Here is a 15245-nt window from a genome sequence, read left to right on the forward strand (position 1 = left end):
GCCGCGCTGGCAGTGAGGAGATAGATCATGCTCGTCGGTCATCAGCCCAAGGAATTCCTGCTCGCGGTCGAAGCCCTCACGGTGTCGTTCGACGGGTTCAAGGCGGTCAACGATCTTTCTTTCTACGTCGACGAGAACGAGATCCGCGTCATCATCGGTCCGAACGGCGCCGGCAAGACCACCGTGCTCGACCTGATCTGCGGCAAGACCAAAGCAACATCAGGCTCGATCCAGTTTCGCGGCAAGGAGCTGACCCGGATGAGGGAGAACGAGATCGTCAAGACCGGGGTCGGGCGCAAATTCCAGAACCCGTCGATCTACGACGATCTCACGGTGTTCGAGAATCTGGAAATCTCTTATCCGCGCGGCCGCTCCGTGTTCGGCGCGCTGACCTTCACGCGCGACGCCGCCGTGCGCGACCGGGTGCACGAAGTCGCCGAGATGATCTTCCTGAAGGATCGCCTGAACATGAACGCCGATCTGCTCAGTCACGGCCAGAAGCAGTGGCTCGAGATCGGCATGCTGCTGATCCAGGATCCCGACCTGTTGATGCTGGACGAGCCCGTCGCCGGCATGAGCGTCTCGGAGCGCGCCAAGACCGCCGAGCTGCTCAACCGCATCATCAAGAACCGCTCGGTGCTGGTGATCGAGCACGACATGAAGTTCGTCGAGGACATCGCTCACAAGGTCACCGTGCTCCACCAGGGTCAGATCCTCTCCGAGGGCACCATGGAGAAGGTGAAGAACGATCCCAAGGTCATCGAAGTTTATTTGGGCCACTGACGGATGGCGAAGGTGAATGAAGCAACTGCGGCTTGGACGGTGCACCTCTCCCCTTGCGGGAGAGGTCGGATCGCATCGTCAGATGCGATCCGGGTGAGGGGTATCTCTCCGCGCGTCAAACTGCCTCGTGCATCCGCGGATGCAGACCCCTCATCCGTCGCGGACTGCGTCCGCGCCACCTTCTCCCACAAGGGGGGAAGGAAGGTGTTCGTGCCCCAAATGTCACGCTGAACCAGGAACACGCTGATGCTGGCAATTTCAGACCTCCACGTCGCCTACGGCCAGAGCGAGGTGCTGCACGGGCTCAACGTCAAGGTCGCCGCGAACGAGATCGTGGCGATCATGGGCCGCAACGGCATGGGCAAGACCACGCTGATGAAGTCGCTGATGGGCATTTTGCCTACGAAAAGCGGCTCGGTGACCATGGACGGCGCCGAGCTTGGTGCCTTGCCGAGCTACGATCGCGTGGCCAAGGGCCTCGCCTATGTACCGCAGGGCCGCATGATCTTCTCGACCATGACGGTGAAGGAGAACATCGAGACTGGTCTGGTCGTCTCCGGCGGGACCGAGGTGCCGGCTGATATCTACGAATTGTTTCCGGTGCTGCTGGAGATGAAGGACCGCCGCGGCGGCAATCTCTCCGGAGGTCAGCAGCAGCAGCTCGCGATTGCGCGCGCGCTCGCGACCAAGCCGAAAGTGCTGCTGCTGGACGAGCCGACCGAAGGTATCCAGCCGTCGATCATCAAGGAGATGGCGCGCACCCTGAAGCGCATCCGCGACGAAAAGGGGCTCTCGATCGTCGTGTCCGAGCAGGTCCTGAGTTTTGCGCTCGATATCGCCGACCGTGTGTTGGTGATCGAGAACGGCGAGATCGTGCGCGACGACCCGCGCGACGCCGTCGATGCCGCGCAGGTCTCGAAATATCTGTCCGTCTAACCAACCGTGTAAAAGGGGAGCTTCTCGATGCCAGAGACACTGATCAAGGTCGATCTCACCAAGTCGGCTTACGAAAATGACATGGTGCATAATCGCTGGCACCCCGACATCCCGATCGTGGCCTGGGTCAGTCCGGGCGACGACTTCATCATCGAGACCTATGACTGGACCGGCGGCTTCATCAAGAACAACGATTCCTCCGACGATGTGCGCGACATCGACCTCTCGATCGTGCATTTCCTGTCCGGTCCGATCGGCGTCAAAGGCGCCGAGCCCGGCGATCTGCTGGTCGTTGATCTTCTCGACGTCGGTCCGCTCAAGGAGAGCCTCTGGGGCTTCAACGGCTTCTTCTCCAAGCAGAATGGCGGCGGCTTCCTCACCGACCATTTCCCGCTGGCGCAGAAGTCGATCTGGGACATCAAGGGCCTCTACACCTCGTCGCGTCACATTCCCGGCGTCAACTTCGCCGGCCTGATCCATCCCGGCCTGATCGGCTGTCTGCCCGATCCGAAGATGCTGGACACCTGGAACAAGCGCGAGGCCGAGCTGATCGCGACCAACCCGACCCGCGTGCCCGGCTTGGCCAATCCGCCGTTCGCGCCGACCTCTCATGGCGGCCGCGCCAAGGGCGACGTCAAGGACAAGATCGGTGCGGAAGGCGCGCGCACCGTGCCGCCGCGCGAGCATGGCGGCAATTGCGACATCAAGGATCTCTCGCGCGGCTCGAAGATCTACTTCCCGGTCTATGTGCCCGGCGCCGGTCTCTCGATGGGCGATCTGCACTTCAGTCAGGGCGACGGCGAAATCACCTTCTGCGGTGCGATCGAGATGGCCGGCTGGCTGCATCTGAAGGTCGAGGTCATCAAGGACGGCATGGCCAAGTACGGCGTCAAGAATCCGATCTTCAAACCGTCGCCGATCACGCCGAACTACAAGGACTATCTGATCTTCGAAGGCATCTCGGTCGACGAGCAGGGCAAGCAGCACTATCTCGACGTCACCATCGCCTATCGCCAAGCCTGCCTGAATGCGATCGAGTACCTCAAGAAGTTCGGCTACTCCGGCGCCCAGGCCTATTCGATCCTCGGCACCGCGCCGGTTCAGGGCCACATCTCCGGCGTGGTCGACGTGCCCAACGCCTGCGCCACACTGTGGCTGCCGACGGAGATTTTCGACTTCGACGTGATGCCGTCGGCGGCAGGGCCCATCAAGCACATCACCGGCGATATCCAGATGCCGATCTCGCCGGACAAATGACACTGCACTCCCTCTCCCCGTTCTTACGGGGAGAGGGTTGGGGTGAGATAGCGGTGAGGAAGGGATACAAGATGCCGGTCTATGAATATCTCTGTGACGATTGCGGTCCATTCAAGGATCTACGCCCGATGGCGGAATGCGACGATCCGCAAAACTGCCCGCACTGCGAGACGATGGCGCCGCGCGTCATCCTGACCGCGCCGAATTTCTTGTGCATGCCGGCGGAGAAGCGAAAAGCTCACGCCGTCAACGAGCGCAGCACGCACGCGCCGCAGACGCTCGCGCAGTATAAGGCCTCTCACGGCCCGGGCTGTGGCTGTTGTTCGACGGGCAAGTCCGTGAAGGACAAGGGCTCGTCCGACAGGAAGAAGCCGGCGCGGCTGGTGACCAAGACCAGGAGCGGCGCCAAGGGTTTTCCCACTGCGCGACCCTGGATGATCAGCCACTAACGCGGTCGCTCGATTGGCGGCAACCTCAAACGAATAAAAGACAGGAGCGCTCAACATGCTTCACGGTGACATCTCCAGCAGCAACGACACCGTCGGCGTCGCGGTGGTCAATTACAAAATGCCTCGCCTGCACACCAAGGCCGAGGTGCTCGATAACGCCCGCAAAATCGCCGACATGGTGGTTGGCATGAAGACCGGCCTGCCCGGCATGGATCTCGTGATCTTCCCGGAATACTCCACCCAGGGCATCATGTACGACTCCAAGGAGATGTACGAGACAGCCTGTGCGGTGCCCGGTGAAGAGACCGCAATTTTTGCCGAGGCTTGCCGCAAGGCCAAGGTGTGGGGCGTGTTCTCGCTGACCGGCGAGCGCCACGAGGAGCATCCGAACAAGGCGCCCTACAACACCCTGATCCTGATGAACGACCAGGGTGAGATCGTGCAGAAATATCGCAAGATCATGCCGTGGGTGCCGATCGAAGGCTGGTATCCCGGCAATTGCACCTACGTTTCCGACGGCCCGAAAGGCATGAAGGTCAGCCTGATCATCTGCGACGACGGCAATTTTCCGGAGATCTGGCGCGATTGCGCCATGAAGGGCGCCGAGCTGATCGTGCGCTGCCAGGGCTACATGTATCCGGCCAAGGAACAGCAGATCATGATCTCCAAGGCGATGGCGTGGGCCAACAACGTCTATGTCGCGGTCGCCAATGCCGCCGGCTTCGACGGCGTCTATTCCTATTTCGGTCACTCCGCGATCATCGGCTTCGATGGCCGCACGCTCGGCGAATGCGGCGAGGAGGATTACGGCATCCAATACGCCCAGCTGTCGAAGCATCTGATCCGTGATGCGCGCCGCAACGGCCAGTCGCAGAACCATCTCTACAAGCTGGTCCACCGCGGCTACACCGGCATGATCAATTCCGGCGAAAGCCCGCGCGGCGTCGCGGCGTGCCCGTATGATTTCTACAAGAACTGGATCGCTGATCCCGAAGGCACGCGCGACATGGTCGAGGCGATGACCCGCTCGACGCCGGGGACCGCCGAGTGCCCGATCGACGGCATCCCGAACGAGGCCGCAGCCAGCAATTACTGAGGCACGGGCCTCCTGATCGCATTGGACAGAATCGTGCTCTGGTTGCGGAGGCGCCGGACAAGCGTTGCGCGAGTGCAACACCCGCCCTGAAAGTTCCCGTTTTCCGGGCAACACGGCAAGATTCCGAAACATGCCCGCAAAACTACGCAATGCTGCGTGCTAACCATCGCCCGGTGGCGCCGCAGAGCGTCCAAGGGAATGGGGTTGGTGGGGCGTGCGTTTACGATTGACCGAGCTTCGCCCGGGTTGGCTAGGGGCGACTTCCGTCGCGACCGTGTCAGCGGTCGTTCTCCTGGTCGCCCCCCCAGTGTTGGCGCAGGACGCGACCTGGGTTGGCGGCACCCCGAGTGCAGCAAGCAGCAACTACATCGCATTCCAGAACTGGACCCCATCCGGGGCGCCGACCGGAACCGCCACATTCGGCGCTTCCGCGAATACCAATATTACACTCTCGACGGTGTCGAACCTGGATGGCTGGACGTTCTCCGCGGTGGCGTCCAACTACACCATTACGACGGATATCGTTGGCGCGCTGTTTTTCAATGGCGCAGGTATCTCCGTCAATGGCGGGAGCATCGACCTCATCAACGGTGGGAGTGTGCAGTTCAACAACTCAAGCACCGCGGGGGCGGCCACCATCTCGAACAACTTTTCGCTTCTGTTTTACAACACAAGTACTGCGGGTAGCGCTAACATAATCACCACGCACTCCGTGGAGTTCTTCAACAACAGTTCCCCTGACGGCTCCGCCATCACCGGCGTAGGTCCGCTGGCTAACGTCCACTTCGAGTACACGTCTGGGACTGGCAATGATCACAAGCTGACCGTCGGCTCGATTGCTGGAAGCGGCACATTCATGCTTGGTCAGAATCAACTGACCGTCGGCAGCAATAACCTCTCAACGGCGGTTGACGGTGTCGTTTCTGATGGCGTCGGTTTCACCGGCGGCTCGCTGGTCAAGATCGGTACAGGCACGTTGACGCTAACCGGCGCCAACACCTACACAGGAGGCACCACGATCTCCGACGGCATCCTGCAGGTCGGTAACAACAGCGCGGTCGGCACCGGAACGGTGACGCTGGATGGCGGCCTGTTTCAGACCGATGGCACCGCCGACCTGACCATCGCCAACAATTTCAAGATCAACAACACGCCGGCCGGCGGCGCGATCGACGCCAACGGCGTCTCGCTGACCATCGCCGGCAACATCAGCGACGGTAACGGTCCCGGCAAGCTGACGGTGCTGGATGGCACGTTCAGTGGGGTCGGCGTCGTCACGCTGCTCGGCGCCAACACCTACACCGGCGGCACGCTCATCTGCTCTTGCGGCAGCCTAGTGCTCGGCGATTCCACCCACACGGCCTCGATCATAGGCCACGTCACCAATGAAGGGCGCCTTGCCTTCGTCAACGCCGATACGTCGGGCATCACGACGTTGACTAATGATGGTGGCTTCACCACGTTCATGAATACGACGACCGCCGGCACGATGACCATCACCAACAAGAATGTCGGTGCAGTTGTGTTCCTGGATGCGAGCAGTGCCGGCAACGCCACGATCAAGAACCAGGGTGGCAGCGTCATGCTGTTCGGTACCAATGGCGGCACCGACACCGCGACCGCCGGCAATGCCAATATCGACAACAATAGTGCGAGCACAATCTTTGCCGCGTCGACAAATGCCGGTACCGCCACCATCACCAACCGCAATGGCGGCGGAACCGTGTTCATCGACCAGTCGTCGGCATCAGGTGCAAACATCACCAACACCGGCGGAATTACCTCATTCGGGCAGCCGTTCGGTACGGACGCGCCGACCGCCGGCAATGCCTTCATCACCAACAACAATGGCGGCGAAACCGACTTCAACGCCTTCGCCACCGCGGGCAGCGCGGTCATCACCACCAATGCTGGCGGCGCGACGTACTTCTTCGACAATTCGACCGGCGGCACCGCGCAGTTCATCACCACGGGCACCGGCTTTGTCGATTTCTCCCCTGGCCTGGGGCCGAACGGTGACGGCCGTATTCCCGTGGGCTCGGTTGCGGGCTCCGGCTTCTATTACATTGGCGCCGGCAACACGCTGGTGATCGGCGGCAACAATCTGTCGACGATGGTCAGCGGCGTGATCGCGGACACCAATCCGTGCGGCTGCGGTGGGCCCGGCCCGGGTAACCTCGAGAAGGACGGGGCAGGCACACTGGCTCTGTCCGGCGTCAACACCTATACCGGCAGCACGACCGTCAATGGCGGTATCCTGCAGGTTGATGGCTCGATCGCATCTTCGAGCCTGACCACTGTGAATGCCGGCGGTGCGCTGACGGGCGTCGGCACCGTCGGCAACACCGTGATCGCGAATGGCGGTATCTTCCTGCCAGGCAACGGTACGCCGGGCGCGTCGATGACGGTTGCCGGCAATCTCGCCTTCCAGTCCGGCGCGCTTTATCTTGTCAGCATAAACTCGACCACCTCGAGCTTCACCAACGTGACCGGCAGCGCGACGCTCAATGGCTCGGTCGGCGTCAGCGTGGCGGCCGGCACGACGCTGGCCAAGCAATATACGATCCTCACCACGACGAGCGGCCGCAGCGGCACGTTCAGCGGCGTCGACACGGTCGGTGCATCGGGAGCGACAGCCACCCTCAGCTACGATGGCAACAACGTCCATCTGAATTTCGCGTTGGATTACGGCGCCAAGGGCAATCTCAACGCCAACCAGGCCAATGTCGCCAATACGCTGACGAACTTCTTCAATGCCAATGGTGGCATCAACGCCGCCTTTGCGAACCTCTCGCCGTCCGGCCTGACGCAGGCCTCCGGCGAATCCGCGACGGGATCGCAGCAGACGACGTTCAATGCGATGAACCTGTTCATCAGCCTGCTCACCGACGTGTTCGGCTCGGGGCGCAGTGGCACGCCTGGTGCGACGCCGTATGCCGACGACACCAGCGCGACTGCCTATGCCGCGACCGGCAAGCGACCAAGCGACGCCTTCGCTTCGGTCTACCGCAAGGCGCCCCCGCCGGCGTTCGAGCAGCGCTGGGACGTGTGGGCAGCCGGCTTTGGCGGCTCGCAGACGACCGACGGGAATGCTGCGCTTGGCTCGAACAACACCAGCAGCAGCGTCTATGGCACTGCCGTCGGTCTCGACTATCGCTTCTCGCCGTCGACAATCGCCGGTTTCGCGCTGGCCGGAGGCGGCACCGGCTTCAACGTCAACGGGCTCGGCTGGGGCCGTTCGGACCTGTTCCAGGCCGGCGCCTTCGTGCGCCATACGATCGGCCCGGCCTACATCACGGCCGCACTGGCCTATGGCTGGCAGGACGTCACCACCAACCGCATCGTCACGGCCGCCGGCGTCGATCAGTTGCGCGCGCAATTCAACGCCAACGCCTTCTCGGGCCGTGTCGAGGGCGGCTACCGCTATGCCACGCAATGGATCGGCCTGACGCCCTATGCGGCGCTCCAGGCCACCATGTTCAGCCTTCCGAACTATTCGGAGTTCGCGGTGGTCGGCAGCAACAATTTTGCGCTCAACTATGCCGCCAAGGACGTCACCAGCACGCGCACCGAGCTCGGCCTGCGCGCGGACAGGTCGTTCGCCGCCGCCGGCGGCCTGATGACCCTGCGCGGTCGCCTCGCCTGGGCGCATGACTTCAATCCTGATCGCACCGTCGGCGCCGTGTTCCAGGCGCTGCCGGGCGCAGCCTTCGTCGTCAACGGTGCCGCACAGTCGCGCGATTCAGCGCTGACCACGGCGGCGGTGCAGGTGAACTGGATGAACGGCTGGTCAGCGTCGGCGACCTTCGAGGGTGAATTCTCGAACGTCACCCGCTCCTACGCCGGCAAGGGCGTCGTGCGCTACGCGTGGTAAGCTCTATCGCTTCTGCTGTGGCGGTTTGCGCGGCGGGCGAGGGGCGGCGGCGGGCGCGGGCGTTCCGCTCATCTTGTTGGCGGCCTCGCTGAGGTCGAGCAGGGTGCGACGGCCGTCTTCGAGATAGCTCGCCGATTTCCTCTTCATGGTATCGGCAAGCTCGTGCAGCCCCTTGATCTTCTCGAACAGCTCGTCGGCCTTGCCGTCGACGAAGCCGGGCATCACGCTTTCGATCTTGGTGACTGCCTTGTCGAAGCCGGCGAAGGCGGTGTCGACCTTGGCCATGACGGAATCGATTTCGCCGCCCTTGCTCCTGAGATCTGCGGTGTAGTTCTCGAACGTGCGTAGACCCTCCTTGATCGCCGGGGCGTTGCTGACGATCGTGCGGTCGACGCTGTGCAGCGTGTCGACGATCGACTCGGCATCGCTGAGATCGGCGGTCAACACGGGGACGCCGTCGGCATCGAGCGGCACCGGAGGCGCGGACGGCGCGCCGCCGATCAGCGAGACCGCGGCAACGCCGGTGAGGCCCTGGAACTCGATGCCCGCCACGGTGTCCTTGCGGATCGGCGCGGCGTTATCGAGCGACACCAGCGCCACAACCTTGCGCGGATTGTCCAGCTTGATTGACAGGATCTGGCCCGCCGGCACGCCATCGAAATTGACCGGCCCGCCGCGTCGCAGTCCGCTGGCGGAACCGCCTTCGAACACCACGCGCAACTGGCTGCGGCTCTGGGCGGTGCGCCATTTCTGCACGCCGAGCAAGCCGCCGAACGCCACGGCAATCACCGCCAGCGTCGCCGTTCCGATCACAAGATTGCTCGCGCGTGCCATCAGGTGCGATTCTACGGCCAAAGCGGGGAAGTTGGAAGAAGGTCGCAATGGTACGCAGGGCGGGTTAGCGAAGCGTAACCCGCCACGGTCTAGCGCGAGCATTGGGTCGAATTGGCGGATTACGCTGCGCTAATGCGCCCTGCGCGACATCAATGTCCGGCGGCGCGTTTGGCGGCCGCGTTGTTCAGCACGATCAGGGCGTCGACGGCCACGCCCGTCCTGGTGTTGATCAGGAACGGATTGATGTCGATCGAGGCGATCCTGTTCCCGGCATCCGCGATCAGATTTGACAGGCCGACCAGCGCTTTCACGGCGGAGACCTCGTGCAACGCCGGCTTGCCGCGATAGCCGCGCATCTTGATCCCGGCCTTGGTGCGGCCGATCAGCAGCCGCGCCTCGGCCTCGTCCAGCGGCGCGCCGGCGAGCGCGACGTCCTTCATCAGCTCGATATCGATGCCGCCGGTGCCGAACAGCACCACCGGCCCCATCTCGGCATCGAGCGAGGCGCCGACCACGAGCTCGAGATCGGCCTTGACCTGCTGCGCGATCAGGATGCCGTCGAGCTTCGGCTTGCCCTTCAGCTTGTTGACCCGCGCGGTGATATCGGAAAATGCCTTCTTCACTTCGGCCGCGCTGTTGAGATTCAGCACCACGCCGCCGATGTCGGATTTGTGCAGGATCTCGGCGCTGACGACCTTTGCGACGACCGGAAAGCCGATCTGCTTGGCGAGTTTCACCGCCTCGGCTGCCGTCTGCGCGATCGCCTCCTTCGAGACCGGGATGCCATAGGCCTTCAGGAGCTTCTTCGAAGCGACCTCGTCGAGCGCGGCGCCGCTCGCCGATTTCAGAGCCTTTTCCAGCACGGCGCGCGCGGCCGGCTTCGAGCTCGAGACGATGTCGGGCACTTCTTTGCGCAGCTCGGCATAGGCGAGCAGCGACTTGATCGCTGTCACCGCGCGGTCCATGCCCTGCATGACTGCGAGATGCGGCAGCGATTTGCGCAAGTCCTTGGTGAACTCGCTGAAGCCGATCGACATCGCGCTGACGTAGATCACGGGTTTTGCGGCCTGGCCCGCCATCTCGTTGACGATACGTAAGTTGCGCTCGCGCAGTTCGTGCGGCGCCTTTGGCAGCTCGGCATCGACGATGACGATGTCGATATCGGGGTCGTCGATCATCAGCTTGATCGACTTCATGTAGACCGAGGGATCGACCACCGCGGCAAAGCCGGCATCGAGCGGATTGCCGACGATCGAGCCCGGCCCGAGCATTTTTGCGAGCTCCGAGCCGACATGCGGGCTCAGCGGCGCAAAATTCAGGCCTTCGGCATAGAAGGCGTCAAGCAGCATGCCGCGCTTGCCGCCAGATAGCGTGACCGCGGCGAGCCTGTTACCTTTGGGCACGGTCGAATGGACGAAGCATTCGGTGGTCTCGATCAACTCGTCGAGCCCGCCGACCCGGATCACGCCTTCGCGTGTCGCGATGGCATCGAACGTCTCGATCGAGCCTGCGAGCGCACCGGTATGCGCCATCGCGGCGGCGCGGCCGCCCTCGGATGAGCCTAGCTTGAGCGCGATCACCGGTTTGCTCGCGGCACGCGCCGCCTTGCAGGCATCGCGGAACGCCTTGGTGTTGCGCACGCCTTCGAGGTAGACGACGATCACCTTGATGCTCGGATCCTCCGCGAAATAGCGCATCAGGTCGGGCGTCTCGAGCCCGGTCTCGTTACCGGTCGTGACCATGTAGCCGACGCCGACACCGCGATCCTCCAGCGCCTGGCGGATCGCCATGACGATGGCGCCGGACTGCCCGGCGATCGCCACCGCGCCCTGTTCCATGGTGACGATGCGGTCGTCGATATTGGTGAAGAGCTTTTCGCCGGCGCTTAGATTGCCGAGGCAATTTGGGCCGGTGACCGCAAGTCCCGTTTCGCGAATCGCGGCTTGCAATTCGGCTGCGAGCTTCTGGCTCTCCTCATCCTGCAACTCGCTGAAGCCGGAGGTGACGATGGTGGCCGAACGCGCACCGGCCGCGGCGGCGTCGCGGATCACCTGCACCGCAAAGCGCGCCGGCACCAGCACCAGCACGTGATCCGGCTTTTCCGGCAGGCTCGCAAAGTCCTTGAAGCAGGGGACGCCCCAGATCGTCTCGCGCTTGGCGTTGACCGGATAGAGCCCGCCCTCATAACCGTATTTGACCAGATTATTCCAGATGCGCTCGGCATAGTTGCCGGGCTTGTCGGTCGCGCCGACCAGCACGATGTTGTGCGGGTGCAGCATGGCGTGGATGCCCTTGACGATTTCGCCGGCGTCGGGCGGTGGGGACCAGGGGCGCGGAGAAACGGCAGACACTCGGGCTTCCATGGCGCTTCCTCAGCTTTTGTTCTTGTTGCAGCGCGCTGTCATGCGCCGGGTTCGGGCGGGGCTGATCGTAACGGGCACCATGCCGCGAGGCGGAATGGCTGAGACATTGCGATAAGGCTAGCATCACCAGACTTTTGGCGAAAGTGCGAACGATCCGGCGAAGTGCTAGGAATTCGCGCGATCGTTCTCCAAATGGTGCTCATGCCGCTGCTCTCTGTTGTTGTCCCGACTCTCAATCGTCCCGATACGCTGCGTCACGCGCTGGCAACCATGGCCTGCCAGCCCGCGGACGCGGATTGCGAGTTCATCGTCCAGAACAATGGCGGCAACCCCGATATTGCCGAGATGGTCGAAGGCCTGAAGGACGCGCGCTTCAAACACTTCGCCAGCGACACCGTCCTCACCATGACCGACAATTGGGAGGCGGCGCTCGGCCATGCCAGCGGCGAGTACGTCACGTTCATCGGCGACGACGACGGCTTGATGCCCTATGCGTGCGCGACGGCGACGGACATTCTCGCGGGCCGGAAGATCGATCTGCTGAGCTGGCGCGCCTACAGCTACCACTGGCCGGACTATTATCATCCGGCCTTTCGCAACCGGCTGCTGGCGGAGATCGACCTTGCCTCGTCGGTGAAGCGGGTCTCCTCGCGCAGTGAGCTGGCGCGCATCTTCGCCTTCCAGGCTCACTATTCGTACCTGCCGATGATCTACAATTCGTTCGTCCGCCGCAGCGTCATCGATCGGATGCGCGCGATTGGCGGGCGCTATTTCATCGGTCTTTCGCCGGATGTCGCGTCCGGCATCGCCAACGCTGCGCTGACCGACAGCTTCGTCCGCCTGTCGCGGCCCCTGGGCATGTCCGGCATTTCGCAGCACAGCACCGGTCACGCGCTGTTCTTCGAGACCACGAATCTCCTCGCGACGTCGCGAGGGGCTCGCGATTTCGGGGCCATTGACGGCGATCCGCAGTTGCCCGATCTGAACGCGCTCCATCTCTTCATCGCCAAGGACATGCTGGTCCTCAAACGCCTGCTGCTGGCGGACGACGATCACGTACAAATCGACTACAGGGCACTGGCGCAGGCCCTTGCGACCGACATCAACGATCGGCCGCTCCTGTATGACCGGACCGTGCAGACCATCGGCGAACTCGCCGGCACGCACGGCTTCGACGTCGCCGACATCATCGTTCCTGCACGCCTTGCGGATCGTCCGCCGCCTGGCCGACGGGGTATGCACGCGGCTGGCCCGAACCGGGCGGTTTACGAGCTCGACGGCTCCGCGCTTGGGCTCGCTTCGATCGCGGATGCGGTGCGCGTGATCGCGCAGTTCGTTCCGGACCAGGAGCCATTCGATCCGGCCACCCTCGACATTTCCGTGTCCGCGCCACTCCTGGGCAGAGCGGAACTCAGCTTCGCGCGTGACAGAACCGGTGTCGCCGCCCTGGTCGAGGGATGGAGTGAGCCGGAGGAATGGGGCACCTGGTCAGTTGCCAGGAAATGCGTGCTCCGCTTCGAGGTCCGTCCCGTTCCATCCCGACCGATCGAGCTCGTGCTGGCGTGCCGGGCTTTTGTCTCCGAGAGGAATCCGCAGCTGCGTGTCGTCTGCCGCGTCGGCGACGGTGTGCCGCAGCAGCTGGATTTCTCGACGGATGCGTTCGCCGGCCTGCGCAGGCTGATGCTCGATCCTGCCGCGATTGCTGCCGACGGGACCTTGACCATCAGCCTGGCGCTATCCGATCCGCGCTCACCCGCGGATCTGGCGTTGAGCTCCGATGTGCGGCCGCTCGGCATCGGGCTCGAACGGATCTGGCTCGAACGCGGCACCCGCACCGCGTAACGCCGCTGATCCCGGCTCGCTCAGTAGCGCAGCAGGCTCAGCTTGTAGGCGTAATGATAGGCCAGTTGCTTTGCGAGATAGGATGCGATGGCGCGGCGGATTTGCAGCTGCGTCGGATCGAAGCCGAGAACGCGGCGCCGCAGGATGCCCATCTCCCTGACGCCGACCGCGTAGGTTGCGGCGGTCTTCTGGGCATCATGGATCCGGAAGCAGGCGAGGAATCGCGGCAAGCGCACGAACTTGAATCCCGCGGCCTGCGCCCGCAGGATGAAGTCCCAGTCCATCGCATAGTGAAAGCTCTCGTCGATAGGTCCGATCCCGTCCCACACGCGCCTGCGCCAGAACATCGTTTCTTGCGGAATATAGTCGGCATATTGCAACGTCTTGCCGTCATGCGGCGGCAACACGGCACGCCCGACCTCGAGCCCATCGCTATCGACGAAGACGCGATGGCCATAGACGACGTCGACGTCGGGATGGGACGCGAAGTAGTTGGCGACATAGGCCAGCGTCCCCGGCAGCAGCATGTCGTCGCTGTTCAGGTAAGCCATGATTTCGCTGTCGGTGCCGGCGAAGCCCAGATTGATGGCGTTGGATTGCCCCTTGTCCGGCTCGCTGTTCCAGCTGATGCTGTCGCCACGGCTCTTCAACAGATCGATCGTGCCGTCGATCGAAGCGCCGTCCTGCACGTGGTAATACAGGTTCGGATAGTTCTGACTGACGATGCTCTCGATCGTGGCGCCGAGATATTGCGCGTGATTGTAGCTGGGCGTGACCATTGCGATCCGCGGCGCAGTCGCGGTGATCGCCGGTGCGGGCGGGAACGCGGTCAGGTTGAGCAGGCGCGGCGGATATTGCTCGAAGGTCCAGATCGGCGGGCGACGCCAGAGGCTCCGAAGCGAGGAGCGTCTCTGCCCGGCGGCAACGAGATTCAGATTCCTTTCCAGTAGCGCGACTCGGTTTTCCAGCTGTTCGAGACGCTGCCTGTACTCGTCGTCCATTACTGTTTGCCCCAAAAACTGCGGCGTCAAAAGATCAACCAGCCACTCTTATAGGTCTATGGACGACGGCGCCAGTTCAGCAGTTCCACCAGGCGCGATTGCCCGGCACTCAAGCGCGGCTTATCGACGCTCAGTGGGCTCCTGACGGGTCGTTTACGAACCCCTGTTCACGGGTTTCAATCAACGTTGCATGCAGGACGTAGCGCTCGGGACCCGAGGTAATTGCGTCGAACGGCCAGCAGGTCGCGAGCACAAGCTCGAAACCCTGTGCCGCAGGATCGATGCCCGATGTATCGAAATGGACCACGGCCGAGGAATCCGCGCGATAGCGAAAGTGCTTGCCGTCGCTGCGCGTAACATCGATTGCGTCACCAATGGCAACATTCCGCAAGAACCGGAAATGCGTGTCGCGATGCGCAGCATATACCGCAATGCCGCGTTCGCCCGCATCAACCGTTTGGTTGAGGTGGCCGGGGCCGAAAGCGAGCGCCTGGCCGCTCGTGCCGTCCAGCACGATGGCGCTGGCGCCGATCCGCTTCACCTCGATCCGCGCGACCGGCCAGGTATCGGCCCATGACCACGGTTTGACCGCCCGGCCCGTCGTCACGCTCTCGTTGAATGCGCGGTCCAGCAGCACCTGCGCGAGCCAGGCTTTTGCATGGATGTAGGCGCCGTCGCCGAACAAGATGACGCCGACCAGCGCGAGAACCAGGGGAGAGATGAAGCGGGGCATTGTGCCAATTCCCCGTCATTGCGAGGAGCGAAGCGACGAAGCAATCCAGACTGTCTCAGCGGACGGATCTCTGGATT

General features: G+C 63.0%; 11 protein-coding genes. 7 read left to right on the plus strand and 4 right to left on the minus strand.

The annotated features are described in order from the left end of the window. Window positions 1–27 precede the first annotated feature (27 nt). From urtD to IVB29_RS21805, 6 genes are all read left to right on the plus strand, one after another. Window positions 28–783, plus strand: a complete 756-nt coding sequence (gene urtD / locus IVB29_RS21780; protein ID WP_247505440.1) for an urea ABC transporter ATP-binding protein UrtD — start codon at window positions 28–30, stop codon at window positions 781–783. A gap of 246 nt (window positions 784–1029) precedes the next feature. Further along, entirely contained in the window at window positions 1030–1719 is a 690-nt protein-coding gene (gene urtE / locus IVB29_RS21785; protein WP_247505441.1) for an urea ABC transporter ATP-binding subunit UrtE, read from the plus strand. 27 nt (window positions 1720–1746) lie between these two features. Continuing rightward, a complete protein-coding gene (gene fmdA / locus IVB29_RS21790) occupies window positions 1747–2976 on the plus strand; it encodes a formamidase (RefSeq protein ID WP_247505442.1) in 1230 nt (409 codons plus the stop codon). Between the two features lie 71 nt (window positions 2977–3047). After that, window positions 3048–3425, plus strand: coding sequence for a zinc ribbon domain-containing protein (locus IVB29_RS21795; RefSeq protein WP_247505564.1), 378 nt, complete (start codon window positions 3048–3050; stop codon window positions 3423–3425). A 55-nt stretch (window positions 3426–3480) separates the two neighbouring features. Next, window positions 3481–4521, plus strand: a complete 1041-nt coding sequence (locus IVB29_RS21800; RefSeq protein WP_247505443.1) for an aliphatic amidase — start codon at window positions 3481–3483, stop codon at window positions 4519–4521. Between the two features lie 274 nt (window positions 4522–4795). Next, the gene (locus IVB29_RS21805) at window positions 4796–8395 is read left to right on the plus strand and encodes an autotransporter domain-containing protein (protein ID WP_247505444.1); all 3600 of its coding nucleotides are present in this window, start codon (window positions 4796–4798) and stop codon (window positions 8393–8395) included. A gap of 3 nt (window positions 8396–8398) precedes the next feature. On the opposite strand, the gene IVB29_RS21810 is transcribed toward IVB29_RS21805, so the two are convergent. Both IVB29_RS21810 and IVB29_RS21815 read right to left on the minus strand, forming a co-directional pair. Continuing rightward, window positions 8399–9229, minus strand: a complete 831-nt coding sequence (locus IVB29_RS21810) for an MlaD family protein (RefSeq protein WP_247505445.1) — start codon at window positions 9227–9229, stop codon at window positions 8399–8401. Window positions 9230–9378: 149 nt separating this feature from the next. Beyond that, window positions 9379–11592, minus strand: coding sequence for an acetate--CoA ligase family protein (locus IVB29_RS21815; RefSeq protein ID WP_247505446.1), 2214 nt, complete (start codon window positions 11590–11592; stop codon window positions 9379–9381). 192 nt (window positions 11593–11784) lie between these two features. Between IVB29_RS21815 and IVB29_RS21820 the strand changes: the two genes are divergently transcribed. After that, window positions 11785–13434, plus strand: coding sequence for a glycosyltransferase (locus IVB29_RS21820; protein WP_247505447.1), 1650 nt, complete (start codon window positions 11785–11787; stop codon window positions 13432–13434). A 20-nt stretch (window positions 13435–13454) separates the two neighbouring features. Here IVB29_RS21820 and IVB29_RS21825 read toward each other — a convergent pair whose 3' ends face one another. Both IVB29_RS21825 and IVB29_RS21830 read right to left on the minus strand, forming a co-directional pair. Further along, a complete protein-coding gene (locus tag IVB29_RS21825) occupies window positions 13455–14435 on the minus strand; it encodes a glycosyltransferase family 2 protein (protein ID WP_247505448.1) in 981 nt (326 codons plus the stop codon). A gap of 130 nt (window positions 14436–14565) precedes the next feature. Further along, window positions 14566–15168 carry a class GN sortase gene (locus IVB29_RS21830; protein WP_247505449.1) on the minus strand — a complete coding sequence of 201 codons (603 nt, stop codon included), beginning with the start codon at window positions 15166–15168 and terminating at the stop codon, window positions 14566–14568. Window positions 15169–15245 lie beyond the last annotated feature (77 nt).

It is taken from the genome of Bradyrhizobium sp. 1, from assembly GCF_023073315.1.
Taxonomy (GTDB): Bacteria; Pseudomonadota; Alphaproteobacteria; order Rhizobiales; family Xanthobacteraceae; genus Bradyrhizobium.